We start from the raw sequence: 21,015 nt of genomic DNA, 5'->3' as shown, positions 1-21,015 counted from the left end.
CCCCGTTTTCATACCTTATCGTCTTCCGGGTCTTCCTGGCCTTCGGGCCAGTCGCGTATGTAAGCCTTGAGCATTTTGTTTTCGAACTTTTGCGCGGCCACAATGGCTTGGGCCATGTCGTAAAACGAAATCACCCCCAGCAGCACCGGGCCGTCCATGACGGGCATGTAGCGCGCGTGCTTGTCGAGCATGAGCCGCTGGACTTCGTCGGCGCTGGTGTTGGGCGTTACGCTGACGGGAGCGTCGTCCATGACGCTGCGAATGGTGAAATCGCCAATCAGGCCGTTGTTTTTGGTGAGGTGACGAATGATTTCGCGAAAGGTGAGCATGCCGACCAGTTCACCGTGTTCCATTATGACCAGCGAACCGATGTCTTGTTCGGCCATGGTGGCCAGCGCCTGGTTGATAGGGGTGTCGGGGGTGGCCGTGTAAAGGGTATTGCCTTTAACGCGTAGAATTTCACTGACTTTAAGCATGGCTTGCCTCCGTGGGCTTTTCTGGTTTTGTTGAATTATTCTGCACTATTCCGGGGCTTTCGGGTATAGCGATTTCCCCGTTCAGTACGTCTTCAATACTTATTTTTTGTTGGGCCGCCAGTGCGATCGATACTGCGGCGGCTAGGCTTGGGTCGTCGGCCAGGCCGTTTTGGCCGCGCTCTATCAGTAGTGCGTCAATCAGGGTGCCTAACTGGGCTTCGCGCAAGTCGCAGGCCAGCACCCAGTAATCTTGGCCTTTCTTTTGCGTGGGCACGACAAACCCCAACTGCTTGAGGGTGGCCAATACATTAGAAAGTTCGTTGTAGTGCAAACGTAAATGGGCCCCCAGAAAACGGGTGCTGCGGCCGGGTTCGCCACTTGCCTGTGTACTGCGCAGCAGACGGATGATACGTATGGCGTCGATGAACGTGGCCCCGGGCCGGCGTTGTTCGGCCCAGCGGCGAAGGCGCAAGCTGGGCAAGGTGGCGGCAACCGTTGCGCCAAACAAAATGGCCAGCCACGACAGATAAATCCAGAGCAGGAAAATAGGCAGGGTGGCGAAAGCCCCGTAAATAATGGTGTACGACGGAAACTTGGTAATGTAGAGCGCAAACCCCGACTTCATGGCTTCGAGGACGATCGCGGTACCAAAGCCGCCGGCCAGCGCATCGCGCCAGAATACATGTCGGTTGGGGACGCAGACAAACAAGGCGGTAAAGGCCAGCCCTGTAATGAACATGGGTATAAACGACAGCCAGAAGCGCACGCTCGACGTGATATGCCCAACGTTGAATACGGCCTGTTGGGCAAGATACGACGTGACCCAAAGGCTGGCCCCGGCCAGCACCGGCCCCAACGTAATAATGGCCCAGTACACCAGTATGCGTTGCGGTAATGGGCGCTGTTGCTCTACCTGCCAGATATCGTTTAAAGCGGTATCGATGGTCATGATCAGCATGACCGAAACCACCAGCAAAAACACAGTGCCCACGGCTGTTAGCCCCGAGGCCTGCGCGGCAAACTGGTTAAGGTAGCGCATGACAGTGTCAGACACCGTGGGCGGCATCAGGCTGTTGACCAGGAAGTTTTCAAGGGCTTCGCGAAAGTCGGCAAACAGCGGGAACGCAGTGAAAAGGGCCAAAATTACGGCCAGCATGGGCACAATGGCCAGCACCGTCGTGAATGTCAGGCTGGACGCTACCTGCGTCAGTTTTTTTTCGGCGGCGCGTTGCATGGCGTAGTGCAACACTTGCCGGGCATCGCAGCACCATTGGCCCAACCTTTTTGAAAGCGGGTCGGTAGCGCTACGGGATTCGGCTTCTGGTTTTGTCATTCGGTGATTGCGTTCATGACGAAGATCGGCATTCGGGTAATAATACCAGTATGAAACCCCAACTTAATCCTGTTTACCGCTACGGCGCCATTGCGTCGCTGGTGGGCCTCATCGTATTGTGTCTGGTTTGGGAGCTTGGCCTGGCCCCGTTGCGCCCGGGCGGCTCTTTGCTGGTGCTTAAAGTATTGCCTTTATTATTGCCCTTGCGCGGTGTATTGAAGGGTAGTGTGTACACGCTGCAATGGGCGTCCATGCTGATTTTGCTGTACTTCATGGAGGGGGTTGTCCGGGCTTATTCCGATCCGTCCCCATTGTCGGCCATGCTGGGCGGCGTCGAAATCGTGTTGTCGCTGGTGTTCTACCTGTGCGCCATTTTGTATGTCATGCCAGCCAAAAAGGCCGTCAAGGCCGCAAAAAAGGCTCAGGCTGCGGCTGAGCGGGGCGCCAATAACGCAGGCAATTCGGCATCGGGCGTCAAATGAATACTTCCAGCTCGCCATTTGGCCGGTTAAATGTCGGTAATTCGTTCGCTGGTTTGCCGGGTGATTTTTACACTGCGTTGCCCACACAACCGCTGGTACGCCCGCGGTTGCTGCATGCTAATCCTCAAGTGGCTCACATGCTGGGCTTGTCTACAGCCGACCTGGCCTCGCCCGGCTTCCTTGATGTGGTCGCGGGCAATCAACCCTTGCCGGGGGGCATGACCCTGGCGGCTGTGTACAGCGGGCATCAGTTTGGCGTGTGGGCTGGCCAATTGGGCGACGGTCGGGCGCATTTGCTGGGTGAAATCATCACCGATCAGGGCCCTTTCGAGCTGCAACTGAAAGGTTCGGGTATGACGCCTTACTCAAGGCGCGGTGACGGCCGGGCGGTGGTGCGTTCGTCGGTACGCGAGTACCTGGCGGCCGAAGCCATGGCCGGTCTGAGTATCCCGACGACACGCTCGCTGGCTCTCGTTGTTGCCGATGACCCAATCTATCGCGAATCCGTCGAAACGGCTGCAGTTGTTGCCCGGGTGTCGCCCAGCTTTGTCAGGTTCGGCTCTTTCGAGCATTGGGCCAATCATCCCGAACATTTAAAAGCGCTGCTCGAGTACGTCGTTCAGCGGTTTTACCCGCAATGCGCTAAAGCATTGCCTACCGACGACGCGCTGGGTGGGGCCAACCCACTGCAAAATATGGCGCTCAAGTTTCTGGGCGAGGTTGTGCGTCGTTCGGCTCGTTTGGTGGCCGATTGGCAAACCGTTGGTTTTTGCCATGGCGTCATGAATACCGACAACATGTCGGTGCTTGGCCTGACGCTCGACTATGGGCCCTATGGGTTTATGGATGCCTTCCAGGTCAACCATATTTGCAACCACACCGACACCCATGGCCGGTACGCCTGGAATGTGCAGCCATCGGTCATGAACTGGAATCTTTACCGCTTGGCCAGCGCCCTGACGGGGCTGGACATCGAACCTGACGCCCTTAAGGCGCAGCTGCAAGAGTTCGAACCGGTGTTTTTGCAGGCCTACCGGGCGAACCTGGTGCGCAAGTTTGGCTTGACCTACTGGGACGAAGACACCGATGCGCAATTGGTTGACGACTGGTGGCGCTTGCTGCACACCCAGTCTGCCGACTTCACCTTGTCATTTAGATATTTGGCTCAGGCCCCGCAAGACCCGGCATTGTTTTTGTCCTTGTTTACCCAACCCGATGCCGCCCAGGCCTGGCTCGCACAGTACACCGCAAGGCTGGCGACCGACGACCAAAACCCCGAGGCCCGTGTAGCCTGCATGAACGCGGCCAACCCGTTGTATGTGCTGCGTAACCATCTGGCTCAGCAGGCCATCGACGCCGCGCTGCGCGACGACGCTACCGAAATCGAAACCTTGCTGATGCTGTTGCAAGATCCGTTTACCGAGCGGCCCGGTTTCGAGGCGTACGCGGCCCCGGCACCCGATTGGGCGCGCGGTCTGGCGGTAAGTTGTTCGTCATAATGCAATAATCATGTTCTGTTCCTGGGTGGCCTCTGCGTGGCTCGCCCATATATCGTTGACCCTATTCAAAAATACCGTTAATCATGTCCGGCAATACTCTAGGCAAGTTGTTCTGTGTTTCTAATTTTGGCGAATCGCACGGCCCCGCCATTGGCGCTGTCGTCGATGGCTGCCCCCCTGGGCTGGCCCTGTCGGTCAATGACATCCAGGCCGAGCTCGATCGCCGTCGTCCGGGCACATCGCGTCATGTGACACAGCGCCAGGAGGCCGATCAGGTTGAGATTTTGTCGGGTCTGTACGAGGGGGTGACGACGGGAACACCGATTGGTTTGCTTATCCGTAACACCGACGCCCGCAGCAAAGACTACAGCAATATTGCCGATACTTTCCGCCCTGGCCACGCCGACTACGCCTACTGGAAAAAATACGAACATCGTGATCCGCGCGGTGGGGGCCGGTCGTCGGCGCGCCTGACGGCGCCTACCGTCGCTGCAGGGGCTATTGCCAAAAAGTGGTTGGCGCAAACTTACGGTATCAAGGTTCGCGGCTACATGAGCCAGTTGGGCCCGGTTTCCATTCCATTTCAAGATTGGTCGCACGTTGAGAACAACCCGTTTTTTGCGCCCAACGCCGACATCATCCCCGAGCTCGAAGCGTTCATGGATCAGCTGCGTCGCGACGGAGACTCGATCGGTGCGCGCATCGAGGTCGTTGCCGAAGGTGTGCCTGCAGGGTGGGGCGAGCCGTTGTACGACCGTCTCGACGCCGATATTGCGCATGCCATGATGGGCCTGAACGCGGTTAAAGGGGTATCAATCGGGGCTGGTTTCGGTTGTATCACGCAACGCGGTTCCGAGCACGGCGACGAAATCACACCCGATGGTTTCGAAACTAATCACGCAGGTGGTGTGTTGGGCGGTATTTCGTCGGGTCAGCCCTTGCTGGTGTCGTTGGCCATCAAACCTACGTCCAGCATCCGTGTCGAGCGTCGTTCGGTTAATCGCGCCAACGAGCCTGTGCAAGTTCAAACGTTGGGCCGCCACGACCCGTGCGTAGGCATTCGCGCAACCCCCATTGCCGAGGCCTTGCTGGCTATTATTCTTATGGATCACGCGCTGCGCCATCGCGCCCAGTGCGGTTAGCGGGCTACTGTTGCTGTTTGTATTGGTGTGAAGGAGATTGAAAATGAAGTCTGTTGCCATCCGTCGTTTTCTTTCTGCTGGGGCAGCCGTGCTTGCGCTGACGCTTGCCGGTTGTGCCGCTGTTCAAACCACCAATTCGGGTGCCGTGGGCATCCAGCGGCAGCAGTATATGTCCAGCCTGGTGTCCGAACAGCAGTTGCAACAAGAGGCTGCCTCGCAGTACAGCACGCTTATTTCTCAGGCGCGCGCGCAAGGGGCGCTTGATGTCAACGCGGCGCAAACCCGCCGTGTACAGGCCATTGCCCAGCGGCTGATTGCCCAGGTCGGTGTGTTTCGCCCCGATGCTGCGCAATGGAACTGGCAAGTTCATGTGCTCAAATCAAATGAAGTGAATGCCTGGTGCATGCCAGGCGGCAAAATCGCCGTTTATACCGGCCTGATCGACAAATTAAATGCGTCCGACGCCGAACTGGCCGCAGTCATCGGCCACGAAATTGCCCATGCCTTGCGTGAGCATGCTCGCGAGCAGGTGTCGCAGCAAATGGCTGCCAATATTGGGTTGTCGGTACTGGCGGCAGTTACCGGTAGTCAGGCCTCGGCCGACCTGGGCGGGGCACTTACCAATGTCATGTTTACTTTGCCCAACAGCCGTACCCACGAAATCGAGGCTGACCGTATGGGCGTTGAGCTGGCCGCGCGTGCCGGCTACGACCCATATGCAGCGGTTACCTTGTGGCAAAAAATGTCGGCGGTAAGCGGCGGGGCGGGGCAGCCTGAATTCTTATCAACGCACCCGTCGGCCGACACGCGCATCGCCGATTTGCAAAACATTGCTGCGCAAATGATGCCGTTGTATCAGCAAAGCCGCCGCTAGGCTGGTACTGCTTATACCAGTATATCTACTGCACTTGTACTAGCTTTCTGCGCTGTCATAATAAACGCGTAGCCTTCTTCAAATTACTCAAGAGTCTAGTCATGGCCCAAACACTGTACGACAAATTATGGTCTGCACACGTTGTGCACGAAGAAACCGACGGCACCTGTCTGCTGTACATCGACCGACAGTTGTTGCACGAAGTCACCAGCCCCCAGGCTTTCGAAGGCCTGGAACTGACCAGCCGCAAACCTTGGCGTATCAGCGCCAACTTGGCCGTGGCCGACCACAACGTGCCCACTGCCGGGCGCGACCAGGGTATTAAAGACGACATTTCTCGTCTGCAAGTCGAGACGCTGGACAAAAACTGCGAAACCTTTGGCATTACTGAATTTCGCATGACTGACCTGCGCCAGGGTATCGTGCACGTGATTGGACCCGAGCAGGGTGCCACGTTGCCCGGCATGACGGTGGTCTGTGGCGACTCACACACCAGCACGCACGGCGCGATTGGCGCCCTGGCGTTTGGTATTGGTACGTCAGAAGTCGAGCACGTGCTGGCCACGCAAACCTTGCTCATGAAAAAGAGCAAGAACATGCTGATCAAGGTCGAGGGCGAATTGCCGCGCGGCTGTACCGCCAAAGACCTCGTGCTGTATGTCATTGGGCAAATCGGTACGGCCGGTGCTACGGGTTATGCCATCGAGTTCGGTGGTAGCGCCGTGCGCAGCCTGTCTATCGAAGGCCGCATGACAGTCTGTAATATGGCCATCGAGGCCGGTGCCCGTTCGGGTATGGTCGCTGTCGACGACAAAACCATCGAATATTTCCGTGGCCGTCCTTATGCCCCCAAAGGCGAACAGTGGGATCAGGCCGTTACCTACTGGAAAACATTGCACAGCGATGAAGGCGCGCATTTCGATCGCGTGGTTGAATTGAAAGCGGCTGATATTCAGCCCCAGGTAACCTGGGGTACGTCGCCAGAAATGGTGTTGCCCGTCGACGGCCGCGTCCCCGATCCGGCGCTCGAGTCCGATCCTGTGCGTCGCAGCGGTATCGAGGGTGCGCTTAAGTATATGGGGCTCGAACCTAATACGCCCATCACCGAAATTCGCCCCGATGTCGTCTTCATCGGGTCGTGCACCAACTCGCGCATCGAAGACATGCGCGAAGCGGCGGCGGTTGTGCGCGGCAAGCGTGTTGCCGCCAACATCAAGCAGGCGCTGGTGGTGCCAGGTTCGGGGCTGGTCAAAGCCCAGGCCGAACAAGAAGGCCTCGATAAAATTTTTATCGAAGCCGGCTTCGAATGGCGCGACCCGGGTTGCTCGATGTGTCTGGCCATGAATGCCGACCGTCTCGAGCCGGGCGAGCGTTGTGCGTCAACTTCAAACCGTAACTTCGAAGGGCGTCAGGGGCAGGGCGGTCGTACCCACCTGGTCAGCCCGGCCATGGCAGCTGCTGCGGCGGTAGCCGGCCATTTCGTCGACGTTCGCGCTATTTAAAAGAGGTTATCCATGCAAGCATTTACTACTCATCAAGGTCTGGTGGCACCTCTCGACCGCGAAAACGTCGATACCGACTTGATCATGCCCAAGCAGTTTCTCAAGTCGATCAAGCGTACGGGTTTTGGCCCGAACTTGTTCGATACCTTGCGTTATCTTGACCATGGCGAACCCGGCATGGACAACAGCAAGCGGCCTTTAAACCCCGATTTCGTGCTTAATCAAGAACGTTATCAGGGCGCTTCGGTGTTGCTGGCGCGTAAAAACTTTGGTTGCGGCTCCAGCCGCGAGCATGCTCCCTGGGCCTTGCTGCAGTTTGGCTTCAGGGCGATTTTGGCCCCTTCGTTTGCAGATATTTTCTTCAATAACTGCTTCAAGAACGGCTTGCTGCCCATTGTCTTGCCCGAAGCCGAAATTTCCCGCCTGTTTGACGACGTCAACGCCAAGCCGGGTTATCGTTTAAGCATCGACCTGGACGCGCAAAAAATCGTCACTGACGACGGGCGTGAACTGTCTTTCGATATCGAGCCTTTCCGTAAGCATTGCTTGTTGAACGGCTTGGATGACATCGGCATGACCTTGCAAAAGGCCGACAAAATCAAGGCGTTCGAAGCTGAACGTCTGGCACGTCATCCCTGGCTTGTGGGTCAGCCCGGGGCCTGATCCGTCCTCTCAGCTTGCACGCGCATGCGTGTGCAAGCTTTGTTTGTGTTGTCGCCGGTTTGGCCGCAGCACGCAGCGGCCCGCTATTGCGGGCCACGCTGTTTCTGACAATTATTTTTATAGATACGTTATGACTAAGAAAATTGCGGTGTTGCCCGGTGACGGGATTGGTACAGAAATTATCGAGCAGGCCGTGCGCGTGTTGGGCGCCCTGAAGCTGGATCTGGATCTTGAAACCCAGCCGGTGGGTGGTGCAGCTTACGATCAGTATGGTCACCCCTTGCCGCCAGTTACCCTCGAGCTGGCCAAGAAGGCCGATGCCATTTTGTTTGGTGCTGTCGGCGACTGGAAATATGACAACCTGCCGCGTGAACACCGCCCGGAACAAGCTATTTTGGGCCTGCGCCGTGCCTTGGGGTTGTTTGCCAACTTGCGTCCTGCCATTTTGTATCCCGAACTGGCTAACGCCTCGTCGCTCAAGCCCGAAGTCGTGGCCGGGCTGGACATCCTGATCGTGCGCGAGTTGACCGGTGACATCTATTTTGGTCAGCCCCGCGGTGTACGCGAATTGTCCGATGGCCCCTTCAAGGGCGACCGTCAAGGGTTCGACACGATGCACTACGCCGAGACCGAAGTGCGCCGTATTGGCCATGTGGCTTTCCAGGCAGCACGCAAGCGCGGCAAAAAGCTGTGCAGCGTCGACAAAGCCAATGTGCTCGAAACCTCCCAGTTCTGGCGCGACATCATGATCGACGTCGCCAAAGAATACCCCGATGTCGAACTGACCCATATGTATGTTGATAATGCCGCCATGCAATTGGTGCGTGCGCCCAAGGCATTCGACGTCATCGTCACCGGTAACCTGTTTGGTGATATTTTGTCCGACGAAGCGGCCATGCTGACGGGTTCCATTGGTATGTTGCCCTCAGCTTCGCTGAATGCGTCTAACCAGGGCTTGTATGAGCCCAGCCACGGTTCGGCCCCCGATATCGCTGGCAAAAACATCGCCAACCCGCTGGCAACTATTTTGTCGGCCGCCATGATGTTGCGTTACTCGCTCGACGCGGCACCTCAGGCCGATCGCATCGAAGCGGCCGTGCAGAAAGTCTTGCAGCAAGGTTTGCGTACAGCCGACATCTACGAGGCAGGTACGACACGCGTTTCAACCTCTGAAATGGGCGACGCCGTACTTAAAGCGTTAGAATAGAACGTTTATTTTTAACTTTCAGGTGAATTTTTTATGACTCAATCAGTAGGTTTGGTCGGCTGGCGCGGCATGGTTGGTTCGGTGCTCATGCAGCGCATGCGCGACGAAAACGACTTCTCTTTGTTCCAGCCCGTTTTCTTTTCCACCAGCAATGCCGGTGGCAAAGCACCCGCCTGGGCCGATGGCGCGGGCCCGCTGCAAAATGCCTACGACATTGAAACCCTGAAAAAGCTGCCCATTATTGTGACGGCCCAAGGCGGTGACTACACCACCGAGGTCTATCCTAAACTGCGTGCTGCAGGCTGGGATGGCGTCTGGATCGACGCGGCCAGCACCTTGCGCATGAAAGACGACGCAATCATTGTGCTCGACCCGGTCAACCGGGCGGTCATCGATGCTGCGTTGCAGCGTGGTGTTAAAAACTTTGTGGGCGGTAACTGCACGGTCAGCTGCATGCTGATGGGTCTGGCAGGTTTGTTCAACAACGACCTGGTCGACTGGATGACCAGCATGACCTACCAGGCGGCGTCTGGTGGCGGTGCGCAGCACATGCGCGAACTGCTCACCCAGTTCGGCATCATTAACCAGTCGGTCAAGTCCTTGCTCGACGATCCCGCATCGGCCATTCTCGAAATCGATCGCGGCGTTCTGCAAACACAAAAAGACGCCGACTTGCCTCGTGACCATTTCGGTGTGCCGCTGGCAGGCAGCCTCATTCCCTGGATCGACAAAGATCTGGGTAACGGCGTGTCGCGTGAAGAATGGAAAGCCGAAGCCGAGACCAATAAAATCCTGGGTCGCGGCGAAGCCTTTGGCACCGAGCCAACGCGCATCGACGGTCTGTGCGTGCGTATCGGCGCCATGCGCTGCCATAGCCAGGCGCTTACGCTGCACCTCAAGCGTGATGTCCCGCTCGACGAAATCACCGACATCATTCGCGAGGGTTCCAAATGGGCCAAGGTCATTCCTAACGAGCGCGAAGCCACCATGCAGGGGCTGACGCCTGTGGCTGTTACAGGTACACTCGACATTCCTGTAGGCCGTCTGCGCAAGATGTCGATGGGGCCGCAGTACCTTAGCGCCTTCACCGTTGGCGATCAGTTGTTGTGGGGTGCTGCCGAGCCGCTGCGTCGCATGCTGCGCATCACTTTGGGCGAACTCTAATATGCACAAATCTCATCGCTGGGCTGTAAACAAGTTGTCTTTACGTGTGGTGTCTGCGGTTATTTTGGCCGCCGCTTCGTTCAGCACTTCAGTTCATGCGATGAGTTTCGGGCATTCGCGCCTGTTGTCGTCAACAGGCCAGCCCTTACGTGTCCAGGTGCCGGTGCACAACCTTACGCCCGACGACATCCAGTCGTTGTCGGTTGTGGTGGCGCCGGCGTCGGCCTGGCAGCAGGCCGGTTTAACGCCGCCCGTCGATTTATCCTCCATGCAAGTGGGGTTGGTCGACGGTATGCGGGCCGGGTCTCGCACCATCACTGTTAGCTCGGCGCAACCTTTGTCGGCCAATGTGGCCGACCTCCTGCTCGTCGTGCGTTCTGCGTCCGGCCAGCAACAACATCAGGTCAGCTTGCTGGCGCCTACCGACATGCAAGTGGTTCGCGCTGCACAGTCTCAGGCGCCTATCATGTCGTCATCGGGTGTTGGCAGCCCGCCGCAAGGGCAGGGCGAAAGCCGCCCGGCTATCCAGGTGCGTCAGGGCGACACCCTGTTCTCGCTGGCGCGTCGTCACGCCGTGCCTGGCGTGTCGTTGTATCAATGGATGGTCGCGGTGCAGTTGGCTAACCCCAATGCATTCATCAGCGATAACGTCAACCTGGTCAAGGCAGGTGCGTCGCTCGTCGTACCCGACCAAGCCGCACTAACCGCACTTACCGACGCGCAGGCGCGTCGCGTGTTCCAGCAACATGCGGCGGCATTTGCACAATATCGGCAACGGCTGGCACGTCAAACCGGCGCGCCGTTGCAGTCTGGTGCAACCGACCGCGGTGGCGTTTCACCAGCGGCCAATACGTCGTCCTCAATGTCAAGCACGCCGCAAAGTGCGGCCGACAAGCTCGTTTTGGCTTCGGCGCAAACGGCGTCTGGCGCACCCGCCGCCGACGACGCGCGCGTGGCTACTCAGAAAAACACTGAAGAGGCTCGTGAGCGTATCGCCGACCTCGAAGAAAACGTTAAAACCCTGAACCAAGCTTTGCAACAGCAGGGGCCGGCGGCTACTGAAGCTGTCGCCGATGGCGTCTCGGCTTTAGCAGAAGCTGTTGGGCAAGTGGCGCAAACGGCGTCTAATCTTGCATCTGGCGCCGATACCGGTGCAGCTGCAACGACCGCCGGTGCATCCGCGCAAGCGGGTTCCGCATCGTCTGCAACGACAGGGGCCGGAGCAACAACCGCCGCTAACGGCGCCACCGGGGCTACGGCCGCCGGTAGTGCTGCCACCGAAACCGTCGCTGGCGCATCAACGGCGGGCGCAACAGGTTCGGGCGTGTCCGTAACCGCTGCGTCGGCCGGTTCAACCTCAATGCCGGGCGCGTCGTCGCCGGGCGCAAACAGTGCTTCATCCGATGCCTCATCGGCGTCTTCCTCACCTTCCAAGGCTGTCACTCCTGTGTCGTGGTTTCAAGATAATTTGCTGGTCATCATTACCGGCATCCTGGCAATTATTGTGCTTGTTGTTGCGTGGTTGTTGCGTCGCGTGGGTCGCGCCGACGACTCGACCGACTCCGGTATTACCGAAGACATGGTGCGTGAGCGTCTTCAGGGCATCAACCTTGATCTCGACGACGACAACCAGAAACCCGGAACGCGTACGTAAGTCTTATGCCTCGTATTGCATTGGGCCTGGCCTACGATGGTGCGCCCTGGCGCGGTTGGCAAACACAACCCGACGGACAGACCATACAAGACGAGCTGCATAAGGCACTGCTGTCGTTTACTACCCAGCCTATAGAAACCGTCTGCGCGGGCCGAACCGATGCGGGCGTGCATGCGGTTGGACAGGTTGTTCACCTCGATACCTCGGTAGAGCGCAAGCTTGAATCTTGGGTGAGGGGGTTGAACACGTTGCTGCCCGACAGCATCGCAGTGCAGTGGGCCGCTCATGTGCCCGACGATTTCCATGCGCGCTTTTCTGCTACGGCTCGAACCTATGTATACGTGCTTCGTAACAGCCGTGTACGCTCACCATTGACCCGGTCCCGGGCGGGTTGGGCTTATCAGCCGCTAGATCTTCACGCCATGCGCAATGCCGCAGCCCGTCTTTTGGGCGAGCACGATTTCAGCAGTTTCAGGTCTTCTCAGTGCCAGGCGGCCAGCCCTGTGCGTACCCTTGAAATCGCCGACATCCAGCAGCATGGCGAGTTTTTCATCTTTACCTTCAAGGCGAATGCGTTCTTGCATCATATGGTGCGCAACCTGATGGGGACCTTGCTTTACGTGGGTTTAGGCCGACAGCCTGCGTCATGGGTCGATACATTGCTTGCCGAGCGTGATCGTCGTTTGGCCGCGCCTACGTTTGCCGCCAATGGCTTGTATTTTGCGCGTGTCGATTACCCGGCTCATTTCGGGTTGCCAATTGTCGATGCGCACAAAAATTTTATCGATCATCTGGGGCTGGCGGGCTCGGGTTTACAGCCCCTTTTTTAACAGTTGCAGGCGTGCTGTTCATGGAGCAGGCCGTACGGCAAGCACGCCGGGATAATGCCGCGACTACGTCCGGCGCGTTAGAATCTGTCTCAGCGTTTCCCGAATATTTCTTTTTCAAGTCAATTCCATGACCTTTTTACTCTCAGTGGCGCGCGCAATCGATGCGCTTAATCGCCTGGTAGGGCGGGTCGTTATCTGGCTGACATTGGTCGTGGTGATCATCAGCGCGGGTAACGCCGTGGTGCGAAAGGCGTTTCATGTCAGTTCCAACGCCTGGCTCGAGTTGCAGTGGTATTTGTTTGGCGCCATTTTTTTGCTGGCGGCCGGGTACACCTTTTTGTGCAACGAGCACGTTCGCGTTGACATCTTGTCGCAAAAATTATCCCGTCGCACCCAAGTCAAAATTGATATTTTCGGCGTTCTGTTTTTCATGCTGCCCGCCTGCCTGCTTATTTTCTGGTTGTCTATTCCCATGTTTGTCGATTCGTTCGTGCTCAACGAACAATCGTCAAACACAGGTGGATTGGTCCGTTGGCCGGCGAAGCTGTTGATACCGGTGGGTTTTGGCCTGCTTGCGCTTGCAGGCGTGTCGCATTTAATTAAATGTGTGGGTTTCTTGCGTGGCCAGTGCGATGACCCCATGCTGGTACAAAAAGACGATGACATGACGCTGGTAGACGGTGTGCATGCCGAAAACCTGAATGGCACCGGAGTCAAACCATGATGTTTCTGGTTGAAAACCTCGCGCCCATCATGTTCTTTAACCTGGTGGTGTTTTTACTGCTGGGGTTTCCCGTCGCGTTCGGGCTTGCGGCTATCGGCATTTTGTACGGTTTGTTGGCGGTCGAGTTGGGTATGATTCAGCCCGCTTTGTTTCAGGCCTTGCCCCAGCGCGTTTTTGGTATTGTGGCCAACGATACCCTGCTGGCGGTACCATTTTTCACCCTGATGGGGCTGATCCTCGAACGATCCGGCATGGCTGAAGACTTGCTCGAAACCATCGGCCAGTTGTTCGGTCCGATTCGTGGCGGTTTGGCCATCGCTGTGGTGTTGGTGGGTGCGATGCTGGCCGCCACAACCGGTGTGGTGTCGGCTTCCGTCATTTCAATGGGCCTTATTTCTCTGCCCATTATGTTGCGCTACGGGTACGACAGGCGGCTGGCCACCGGCGTCATTGCCGCTTCGGGTACGTTGTCGCAAATTATTCCGCCATCGCTCGTGTTGATTATTCTGGCCGATCAATTGGGTCGCTCTATCGGCGACATGTACCGTGGCGCCATGTTGCCCGGCTTGTTGCTTACCGGTGCCTATATTGCTTACGTCATTATTATCAGTTTGCTCAAGCCTTCAGCCGCGCCTGCCTTGCCGCCCGAGGCCAGGGTGTATGTCGAACCCAACGGGCGACGCGGTTTGCGGTCGCTGTCTGTTCTTGTGCTGTTATCGGCAGCGGCCGCTTACTTTGCCACGCAGCATTATTTTGCCGACCGTACCGACGTGCCCTTTGACGAGAAGGTTGTCATTGTGTTGTTGGCGGGTGGGCTGACGGCCTGGGTAATTGCGCTGCTTAATAAAGGGCTCAAGCTGGGCTGGTTATCGCAAATCGCCGAGCGGGTCACGTTTGTCATGATCCCGCCGCTGTTTCTTATTTTTTTGGTGTTGGGCACAATTTTTATTGGCTTGGCCACGCCAACCGAAGGCGGCGCCATGGGGGCCGTGGGGGCTTTACTCATGGCGCTTGCGCGCCGCCGCCTTACGCTAAAGCTATTGAAGCAAGCGATGGAAACCACCACGCGCCTGTCGTGTTTTGTGGTGTTCATACTGGTCGGTTCGACTATCTTCAGTTTGAGCTTCCGCGGCATTAACGGCGACTTGTGGGTCGAGCACTTGCTGGCCGGGTTACCCGGCGGCCAGTGGGGCTTTCTTATCGTTGTTAGTGTTTTGACGTTCGTGCTGGCGTTCTTTCTCGACTTTTTCGAGTTGGCCTTTATTATTGTGCCGCTTCTGGGGCCTGTCGCCGACAAAATGGGCATAGACCTGATCTGGTTCGGTGTATTGTTGGCCGTCAATATGCAAACGTCGTTTGTGCACCCGCCGTTTGGTTTTGCCTTGTTCTATCTGCGGTCGGTCGCGCCTAAGTCCGACTATATCGACCGCGTCACCGGGCAGCGGGTGGCCAAGGTCACCACCGGCGAGATTTATTGGGGCTCCATCCCGTTCATCGTAATTCAGTTGCTGATGGTGGCGGCTGTATTGGTGTTCCCGGGCATGGTGACGCATTACAAGTCAAATGCGCCTGTGCAAGACGCCGCTACCGTCGACCTGCAAGGCGCCAACTATGGCACCGATTATGGTGGGTACAACGCTGAAGGCACGCCGGATGCGGCCGCCGCTTTTCAGTAATGCCGCTTTGTTTTAAAGGCTTTTTATGATGCAGTATCGAACCCGGATTAAAGTTTGCGGGTTAACGCGTAGCGAAGATGTTCACGCCACCGTGGCGGCCGGTGCCGATGCCATTGGCCTGGTGTTCTATCCAAAAAGCGCACGTTGTGTTTCCATTGATCAGGCACGTGCTCTGCGTTTGGCCGTGCCTGCGCTGGTTGATGTCGTTGCCTTGTTTGTCAACGCCGATGCCGATCATGTCAACCAGGTGATCGATCAGGTTCAGCCTGATGTCCTTCAGTTTCATGGCGACGAGTCTCCTGAATACTGTCGCCAATTCGGGCGGCGTTATATGCGTGCTTTTCGCGTGGGCGGCCCCGGGCTAGAAACTCCGCAAAAAGTTCACGCGGCGTGCTTTGAGTTCGCGGACGCATCGGCGTGGCTTTTCGACAGCTACAGCGCCGGCTATGGCGGTAGTGGGCGCAGTTTCGACTTTTCTTTGCTCGATGCCTTGCGCGCGGATCCAAACGCTCGACCCCTGGTGCTGGCCGGCGGGCTAAACGCACAGTCAGTGGCCGACGCCATGGCAAGTGTGCGCCCGTTTGCTGTAGACGTCAGTAGCGGGGTAGAGGTCTCGCCAGGCGTTAAAGCACCTGAACGTGTGGCTGAGTTTATTGCTGCTGTGGGGCAGGCCGACGCGGGGGCCCGTAGCTCTTGCTGACGAAGGCTACTTCTTCAACCCCTCGTCTTTGGTTAATGACTAACGTCAATGTAAAAAAGAAGTTGCACATCAGGTTGCACAAGCGCGGCAAAATCATGGGTACATCCCTACCTTCTTGTTCTACACGCACCATGGCCCTAATAGCCTTTTTGGCGGCTGATCGCGCCAGATGAAGCTGGGGGATGGGCGCAATGCCACGTGGCAATACAAAGCCGTTGACGCGGTCTTTTATCTGCGCCCGATAGTGGGTCAACCTGGATTGCAACCACGCAATATCGACGTCGTCGACTGCCAGTCGGCCCCGAATTGAGCCATTGACATGAAAGGCCAGGGGTTGCAGACGGTCGAGGTCGGCGACCAGGTCGGGCATGTCGGTCGGCATATACGACAGCGCCGCGCCAATATGCCCGCACAACTCATCGGTCACGACTTCAAAATCACACAATACCGATGTTTCGTAAATGAACGGATAACAGAGCTCGTCAATATTTTGGCCGGGTTTCATAGGTTCTATGTGCGTTTGATCTAAAGCCAAGGGGCCTGGGTCGGGTCGTATCCGCTAACGCGATGCTGTGTAGCATGCCGCAATCACGGGTGGGTTCGCGTCCAGGTCGACGCGAATAGAGGTACGAAACACGCGGCTGAGCTGTTCCTGCGTCAGGACTTCGGCCGGCGTACCTACGCATTCGCTTTGGCCCTCGTGCATCAGGCAAATCTGGTCGCAGTAATGGGCGGCTAAGGCAAAGTCGTGCAAGGCAATAATGACGACATGCCCCTGGTTGGCGTAGGTGCGCAGGCTGTTCATTACGCTGCGCTGGTAGAACAAATCCAGGCTTGCGGTGGGCTCGTCGGCAATTAGCACATCAGGGCGGCCAGCCAGAACACGTGCCAGCCAAACGCGGGCGCGTTCGCCGCCCGACAGTTTGTCGATACGTCGACGGCGCATGTGCGCGATGCCCGCCGCCGTCATTGCTTCGGTAATGGCAGCGGCATCGTTGTCGCCCCATGGCAAACGCCCCATGGCCACGATGTCTTGCACCGATAATGGCCAGACGCTGTCGCCTTGTTGAGGAAGCAGGCCAATGCGGCGTGCGCGTTCACGCGGCGCCATGGCGGCTATATTGGTCCCGTTGAAAAGGTTTTTGCCGTGGTAAGGCAGCAAGCCGGCCAGGCAGTGAAGCAGCGTTGATTTACCCGCGCCGTTGGGGCCAATGACACCGACTAGTTGGCCGGCATGGGCCGAGAAATTGATGTCATTCAGTCGATCGGGAAGCGATAAATGACGGACATCGATCATTGCCATTGTTTGCGTCCTCTCCAGATCAGCCACAGCAGTAGCGGGGCGCCTAATAAGGCCGTCAAAACGCCGAGCTTTATTTCTCTGCCTGCTGGCATCAAGCGTACAAAAATATCGGCGATGCAGACCAGTGCGGCACCGGCAAGCGCGGAAGGAATCAGCAGCCGGTCGGGCCGATGCGCGACGAACGGGCGCACAATGTGCGGCACCAGCAGGCCCACGAAGCCGATATTGCCTGCCACCGCGACGGAAGACCCCACCAGCAATGCGGCACCCAACACGATATGGCGGCTGCCTTGTGCAAAACTCAGCCCCATACTTTGTGCCACTTGCTCGCCCAGACTCAATGCCGACAGCAGTTGGCGTTGCCGCCAGATCAAGAGGGTGCCCGCAGCCAGTGCAGGAAGCAATATAGCTAAATGATTCATGCCGCGTTCCGACACTGAGCCCAGCAGCCAGAAGACCAACTCTTGCATGGCGTAGGGGTTGGGCGCGAAATTAAGCACAGCGGCCAGGGCAGCTCCGGCCAGGGTCGATACCGCTAGCCCAGCCAGAATAACAGTGGCCGCTTGTGCTGTGCCGGCAAGCCATAGCATGAGCATCAGCGCCAGCCCGGCCCCGGCCAGTCCGGCTACCGCCGGAGCGAGTCCCCCCAATTGGGGCAGCAGGCCAAAATAAAAGACGGCGGCCGCGCCCAGCGCAGCGCCCTGACTGGCTCCGGTAATGCTGGGGTCAGCAAGTGGGTTGCGCAACAGCCCTTGCAGGGCGGCGCCGCTCAGACCAAGGGCTGCGCCCACAGCAAGCGCCAGCAGGGTCCGTGGCAAACGAATGTCGCCAATAATCACGGCTGCCGGCGTGGCGTCTCCTCGTATCCAGTCGAGCAGTCCGCTTACCACGCCAACGGGTGTAGACCCCACTGTCAGCGATGTGATTGCCGCTGCCAGCATGACGGCCAGACAGATTAATGTCGTCATTCAAGCCACCTGTGCAAGTCGTCTATCAATTCCCACGTCCAGGGGCCAGGACACTGCCAGCGCCAGTAATCGGTCGACAGCCATCGGCTTGGTGGCAGGGCGCTGCGCAGTGCGGGGTGCGCCGTGAAAGCGTTGGCCAAAGCATTTCCTTCGGTAGACGCCCACAGTATGGCCTCGGGCGGGTCGGTGACAACGCGTTCCAGATCAAGCTGTTGGTAGCCGGGCGCGTCCAAATAATTGCGCCAGCCGGCCTGCGTTAGTACGTCGTGTTCGAATGTGTTTGTGCCAGTCCCAACCCCGTTGGCACCCAGTAACAGCAGTCGTGGTGCCGTGTTGGTCTCGGCTTCTGCGTTTTTTTCAGTTTGGGGATGCGGCGCTGCGCCGGGATGTGCACGCCCGGCAGGTTTATTCAGTAAGGAAAGCGCAAGGTGTTCGTAGGTTCGAATGCCGTCCAGACTGGTTGGCAAGGGCAGTATTGCGACCCTGAAGCCCAGGGTTTTCAAGCGGTTGCGCAGCGTAATAGCGTTGTATTCGCCGGTAATGATCAGGTCGGGCTTGAGTTCAATAATGCGTTCGAGTGTGCCGTCGTGGCGCGGCCAGTCGCGCTGTAGCCCTTTGGGCTGATAGGGTGGGTTGACGGGTGACAATGCCGCGACCTGTGCTGCATCGGCATGACGCGCCAAAATCCAGTCAGTGCACAGGTCGAGCGACACAATACGCTGCGGCGGTACGGCCGCCGGCAAGGCTTGTGCCGTTGCTTGAGCGGTGGCCAGCCCGGGCAGCAAGCTGCCCAGGCACACCCCGAAGCACAAGGCGGCTGAAAGTATTCGCTTAGAAACGATACTCGGCACTGGCATAGAAGTTGCGCCGGTCTTCGGGGTAGGCATTGAATGAAGTGTTTGAGCCATTCACGATACCGTATGAATAGTATTTTTCGTCAAACAAATTGTTTACGCCCGCCGCCAGTCGCCAGTTGTTGATCTGGTGGCTGATTTTGAAGTCGGTAATCGTATAAGAGGGCATGCTTCTGAAGCGATTGGCCTGGTCATTGTCGTAGCGTTGGCTGCCAACATACTGCACGTACAGCGTGGCCCGGGTCGCGGCCGTCACTTGCCAGCCCAGGTTGACGCCAATGCGGTCTTTGGGTACGAGCGGTACCCGGTTGCCTGCCACATTAATACCGTTGTAGGTGCCTTCACGGAAGGTCGCTTGTGTCCGGGTGTAGTTGACGGCAACATCGACGCTATCCCATAAGGCGACGCGACCTTCCAGTTCAAGGCCGCGGTGGCGGGTAGGCGATAAGTTCATGTTGGTGAAGGTTAGCGCGTTGTAATGGATTTCGTCGGTCACATCCATATTGAAGAGCCCAACGCGCAGGCCAGCCACGGCATTTTGCCACTCAATACCAACTTCAGTGTCTCGCGACTGCTGCGGCCTGAGCAAGTCGGCGCACGGGGCTGAAAAACAGTTGTTGTCATTGATGTTTGCAACCCGGAAGCTACGCCCCGTTCTGGCGTAGGCCGAGAGGCCTGCGCCTAGGGTTTGCTGGATCGCAATTTCGTGTGCCGTCAAATGGTGATTGGCGCGGCGGTCTGAGCGCGTGCCGATTTTTTGCCATTGATGCTGCTCGACAGCTTCACGACGCACGCCGAGACTGACACGTGTTCCTGTCGCAAAATCCATTTCGTTGCGTAAATACACCGCTTTGTTGGTCTGCTTGCCACGTTCGTCGCCGCTTTGTGTGCCGGTCGACGCTGTGAAAGTATTCTTTTTGGCAGACCAGTCACTCCAGTCGAGTCCGACGCTAAGGCTGTTCTTGATAGTGTTGAATTCGGTTTGCCAGATTGCGCGCGGTGAGATGCTGAACACGTCGATATCGTCTTCAGACTTGTAATCCCAGCCGGTGTACATAAAACGGGTTTTTTTCTCGCGATAGCTGGTGTCCATCGCTAGCGTGACCGCACCCAGCGCTTTTTCGCCACGCAAGGCAAACATGTGGCTTCGGCTGTTCAAGTAGTCATCAGGCGATTTTGTACCTCGCCGGTCGGAGTCAAGTTGTGCTTCGGTGCGGTCGCCGGCCAAACCCGACTTCTGCTCGTCGGCCATGAACGACAAGGCCACAAAATCATTTTGATTGCCGAAACGGGCTTCGCCATTGACGTTGTTACTTGTGGCGCGGTTGTTGGCGCGGTAGTTATCCGATTCGTAGCGTTGAGCATCCAAACGCCCGCCCCAATGCTCGCCGCCGACTTGCAAGCCGCCTCGTACATCGCGTGACTTATGACTACCGGCTTGGGTAAACACATACCCGGATAGCGGTGTGCCAACAGGAGATTTAGTGATGATATTGATGGTGCCGGCGCTGGCGCCGCCGCCATACTGCACCGCGCCCGAACCTCGCAAAATTTCGATGCGTTCAATGGTTTCGATGGGGATGGACGAAAGGCGTGCCGGTGCATTTTCATTTTCTGAAATGCGCTGACCGTTGAGCAGTACCAGCGTATTCTGGTCGCCTGTCATGCCAAAGCCGCGCAAATCCAGATTGGCGTCGGGTAAGCCCGCAAGATTCGTGCGAGTGTAAACCCCACCCAGTTTACTGAGCACTTCAGATACGTTAGTGGCCGAGCTGTCGCGGATTTCCTGGGCGGTAATGACCTGGGCTGCGATAGGGCGGTCTTGCTGGGCGGACTCAAAACGCGAAGCCGTAACAACAACGGGTTCGAGCAGGCGTTCGGCGTGAACGGGCGTAAAGATGGCCGCTGACAGCAAGGCTGCCAGGGGGGTAAGACGAGTTTGCATGGTGTTCCCTTTGCGACAA

At 57.4% G+C, this 21,015-nt stretch carries 20 protein-coding genes; 13 read left to right on the top strand and 7 right to left on the bottom strand.

Going from position 1 to position 21,015, the window contains the following annotated elements; translation table 11 throughout:
• Positions 1 to 8: 8 nt before the first annotated feature.
• Both CHR62_RS12290 and CHR62_RS12285 read right to left on the bottom strand, forming a co-directional pair.
• Complete coding sequence (locus CHR62_RS12290; protein WP_093971419.1) at positions 9 to 476, bottom strand: CBS domain-containing protein; 468 nt, start codon at positions 474 to 476, stop codon at positions 9 to 11.
• Positions 469 to 1,809, bottom strand: coding sequence for a YihY family inner membrane protein (locus tag CHR62_RS12285; RefSeq protein WP_233574989.1), 1,341 nt, complete (start codon positions 1,807 to 1,809; stop codon positions 469 to 471). Before CHR62_RS12285 ends, CHR62_RS12290 begins: the two co-directional genes overlap by 8 nt.
• Positions 1,810 to 1,859: 50 nt before the next feature.
• Here CHR62_RS12285 and CHR62_RS12280 point away from each other — a divergent pair, with 50 nt between their 5' ends.
• From CHR62_RS12280 to CHR62_RS12220, 13 genes are all read left to right on the top strand, one after another.
• Positions 1,860 to 2,291, top strand: coding sequence for a DUF2069 domain-containing protein (locus CHR62_RS12280; RefSeq protein WP_123661124.1), 432 nt, complete (start codon positions 1,860 to 1,862; stop codon positions 2,289 to 2,291).
• Complete coding sequence (locus tag CHR62_RS12275) at positions 2,288 to 3,790, top strand: YdiU family protein (protein ID WP_123661123.1); 1,503 nt, start codon at positions 2,288 to 2,290, stop codon at positions 3,788 to 3,790. The genes CHR62_RS12280 and CHR62_RS12275 overlap by 4 nt, the downstream gene beginning before the upstream one ends.
• A gap of 83 nt (positions 3,791 to 3,873) precedes the next feature.
• A complete protein-coding gene (aroC, locus tag CHR62_RS12270; protein WP_093971422.1) occupies positions 3,874 to 4,932 on the top strand; it encodes a chorismate synthase in 1,059 nt (352 codons plus the stop codon).
• Positions 4,933 to 4,975: 43 nt separating this feature from the next.
• Positions 4,976 to 5,806: a M48 family metallopeptidase gene (locus tag CHR62_RS12265; RefSeq protein WP_123661122.1), complete on the top strand. Its 831-nt coding sequence runs from the start codon at positions 4,976 to 4,978 to the stop codon at positions 5,804 to 5,806.
• 101 nt (positions 5,807 to 5,907) lie between these two features.
• Entirely contained in the window at positions 5,908 to 7,308 is a 1,401-nt protein-coding gene (gene leuC, locus CHR62_RS12260; protein ID WP_093971424.1) for a 3-isopropylmalate dehydratase large subunit, read from the top strand.
• A gap of 12 nt (positions 7,309 to 7,320) precedes the next feature.
• Positions 7,321 to 7,971, top strand: a complete 651-nt coding sequence (gene leuD / locus CHR62_RS12255) for a 3-isopropylmalate dehydratase small subunit (RefSeq protein ID WP_123661121.1) — start codon at positions 7,321 to 7,323, stop codon at positions 7,969 to 7,971.
• Between the two features lie 130 nt (positions 7,972 to 8,101).
• Complete coding sequence (gene leuB / locus CHR62_RS12250; RefSeq protein WP_093971426.1) at positions 8,102 to 9,178, top strand: 3-isopropylmalate dehydrogenase; 1,077 nt, start codon at positions 8,102 to 8,104, stop codon at positions 9,176 to 9,178.
• 33 nt (positions 9,179 to 9,211) lie between these two features.
• A complete protein-coding gene (asd, locus tag CHR62_RS12245; protein ID WP_093971427.1) occupies positions 9,212 to 10,342 on the top strand; it encodes an aspartate-semialdehyde dehydrogenase in 1,131 nt (376 codons plus the stop codon).
• 1 nt (position 10,343) lies between these two features.
• Positions 10,344 to 11,996, top strand: a complete 1,653-nt coding sequence (locus CHR62_RS12240) for a FimV family protein (RefSeq protein ID WP_123661120.1) — start codon at positions 10,344 to 10,346, stop codon at positions 11,994 to 11,996.
• A gap of 5 nt (positions 11,997 to 12,001) precedes the next feature.
• Positions 12,002 to 12,826, top strand: a complete 825-nt coding sequence (gene truA, locus CHR62_RS12235; RefSeq protein ID WP_093971429.1) for a tRNA pseudouridine(38-40) synthase TruA — start codon at positions 12,002 to 12,004, stop codon at positions 12,824 to 12,826.
• A gap of 127 nt (positions 12,827 to 12,953) precedes the next feature.
• Positions 12,954 to 13,550, top strand: a complete 597-nt coding sequence (locus CHR62_RS12230) for a TRAP transporter small permease subunit (protein WP_123661119.1) — start codon at positions 12,954 to 12,956, stop codon at positions 13,548 to 13,550.
• Positions 13,547 to 15,226, top strand: coding sequence for a TRAP transporter large permease subunit (locus CHR62_RS12225; protein WP_123661118.1), 1,680 nt, complete (start codon positions 13,547 to 13,549; stop codon positions 15,224 to 15,226). The genes CHR62_RS12230 and CHR62_RS12225 overlap by 4 nt, the downstream gene beginning before the upstream one ends.
• A gap of 25 nt (positions 15,227 to 15,251) precedes the next feature.
• Complete coding sequence (locus CHR62_RS12220) at positions 15,252 to 15,926, top strand: phosphoribosylanthranilate isomerase (RefSeq protein WP_173862546.1); 675 nt, start codon at positions 15,252 to 15,254, stop codon at positions 15,924 to 15,926.
• Here CHR62_RS12220 and CHR62_RS12215 read toward each other — a convergent pair.
• Genes CHR62_RS12215 through CHR62_RS12195 form a run of 5 tightly spaced genes read right to left on the bottom strand, consistent with a single transcriptional unit; the run spans position 15,877 to position 20,996 of the window.
• Positions 15,877 to 16,431 (bottom strand): ATP--cob(I)alamin adenosyltransferase, encoded by a 555-nt coding sequence (locus CHR62_RS12215; RefSeq protein ID WP_123661117.1) that lies wholly within the window; start codon positions 16,429 to 16,431, stop codon positions 15,877 to 15,879. The two genes, CHR62_RS12220 and CHR62_RS12215, sit on opposite strands and share 50 nt — an antisense overlap.
• Before the next feature lie 54 nt (positions 16,432 to 16,485).
• Positions 16,486 to 17,229, bottom strand: coding sequence for an ABC transporter ATP-binding protein (locus tag CHR62_RS12210; RefSeq protein ID WP_123661116.1), 744 nt, complete (start codon positions 17,227 to 17,229; stop codon positions 16,486 to 16,488).
• Positions 17,220 to 18,197, bottom strand: a complete 978-nt coding sequence (locus tag CHR62_RS12205; RefSeq protein WP_123661115.1) for an iron ABC transporter permease — start codon at positions 18,195 to 18,197, stop codon at positions 17,220 to 17,222. The genes CHR62_RS12210 and CHR62_RS12205 overlap by 10 nt, the downstream gene beginning before the upstream one ends.
• Positions 18,194 to 19,054, bottom strand: coding sequence for an ABC transporter substrate-binding protein (locus tag CHR62_RS12200; protein WP_199722940.1), 861 nt, complete (start codon positions 19,052 to 19,054; stop codon positions 18,194 to 18,196). The genes CHR62_RS12205 and CHR62_RS12200 overlap by 4 nt, the downstream gene beginning before the upstream one ends.
• Complete coding sequence (locus CHR62_RS12195) at positions 19,029 to 20,996, bottom strand: TonB-dependent receptor (RefSeq protein WP_093971437.1); 1,968 nt, start codon at positions 20,994 to 20,996, stop codon at positions 19,029 to 19,031. The genes CHR62_RS12200 and CHR62_RS12195 overlap by 26 nt, the downstream gene beginning before the upstream one ends.
• Positions 20,997 to 21,015: the final 19 nt, after the last annotated feature.

Origin of the sequence: Pusillimonas sp. NJUB218, from assembly GCF_003788685.1 — a bacterium.
GTDB lineage: Bacteria > Pseudomonadota > Gammaproteobacteria > Burkholderiales > Burkholderiaceae_B > Neopusillimonas.
This window is presented reverse-complemented; position numbering and strand designations above follow the sequence as displayed.

Excerpts from the sequence above, each read along its gene's own strand:
- CHR62_RS12265 (WP_123661122.1), top strand. The coding sequence starts at position 4,976 with ATGAAGTCTGTTGCCATCCGTCGTTTTCTTTCTGCTGGGGCAGCCGTG.
- leuD (WP_123661121.1), top strand. The coding sequence starts at position 7,321 with ATGCAAGCATTTACTACTCATCAAGGTCTGGTGGCACCTCTCGACCGC.
- CHR62_RS12275 (WP_123661123.1), top strand. The coding sequence starts at position 2,288 with ATGAATACTTCCAGCTCGCCATTTGGCCGGTTAAATGTCGGTAATTCG.
- leuB (WP_093971426.1), top strand. The coding sequence starts at position 8,102 with ATGACTAAGAAAATTGCGGTGTTGCCCGGTGACGGGATTGGTACAGAA.
- truA (WP_093971429.1), top strand. The coding sequence starts at position 12,002 with ATGCCTCGTATTGCATTGGGCCTGGCCTACGATGGTGCGCCCTGGCGC.
- CHR62_RS12285 (WP_233574989.1), bottom strand. The coding sequence starts at position 1,809 with ATGACAAAACCAGAAGCCGAATCCCGTAGCGCTACCGACCCGCTTTCA.
- aroC (WP_093971422.1), top strand. The coding sequence starts at position 3,874 with ATGTCCGGCAATACTCTAGGCAAGTTGTTCTGTGTTTCTAATTTTGGC.
- CHR62_RS12195 (WP_093971437.1), bottom strand. The coding sequence starts at position 20,996 with ATGCAAACTCGTCTTACCCCCCTGGCAGCCTTGCTGTCAGCGGCCATC.
- CHR62_RS12240 (WP_123661120.1), top strand. The coding sequence starts at position 10,344 with ATGCACAAATCTCATCGCTGGGCTGTAAACAAGTTGTCTTTACGTGTG.
- CHR62_RS12290 (WP_093971419.1), bottom strand. The coding sequence starts at position 476 with ATGCTTAAAGTCAGTGAAATTCTACGCGTTAAAGGCAATACCCTTTAC.
- asd (WP_093971427.1), top strand. The coding sequence starts at position 9,212 with ATGACTCAATCAGTAGGTTTGGTCGGCTGGCGCGGCATGGTTGGTTCG.
- CHR62_RS12210 (WP_123661116.1), bottom strand. The coding sequence starts at position 17,229 with ATGGCAATGATCGATGTCCGTCATTTATCGCTTCCCGATCGACTGAAT.
- CHR62_RS12225 (WP_123661118.1), top strand. The coding sequence starts at position 13,547 with ATGATGTTTCTGGTTGAAAACCTCGCGCCCATCATGTTCTTTAACCTG.
- CHR62_RS12220 (WP_173862546.1), top strand. The coding sequence starts at position 15,252 with ATGATGCAGTATCGAACCCGGATTAAAGTTTGCGGGTTAACGCGTAGC.
- CHR62_RS12200 (WP_199722940.1), bottom strand. The coding sequence starts at position 19,054 with ATGCCAGTGCCGAGTATCGTTTCTAAGCGAATACTTTCAGCCGCCTTG.
- CHR62_RS12280 (WP_123661124.1), top strand. The coding sequence starts at position 1,860 with ATGAAACCCCAACTTAATCCTGTTTACCGCTACGGCGCCATTGCGTCG.
- leuC (WP_093971424.1), top strand. The coding sequence starts at position 5,908 with ATGGCCCAAACACTGTACGACAAATTATGGTCTGCACACGTTGTGCAC.
- CHR62_RS12215 (WP_123661117.1), bottom strand. The coding sequence starts at position 16,431 with ATGAAACCCGGCCAAAATATTGACGAGCTCTGTTATCCGTTCATTTAC.
- CHR62_RS12205 (WP_123661115.1), bottom strand. The coding sequence starts at position 18,197 with ATGACGACATTAATCTGTCTGGCCGTCATGCTGGCAGCGGCAATCACA.
- CHR62_RS12230 (WP_123661119.1), top strand. The coding sequence starts at position 12,954 with ATGACCTTTTTACTCTCAGTGGCGCGCGCAATCGATGCGCTTAATCGC.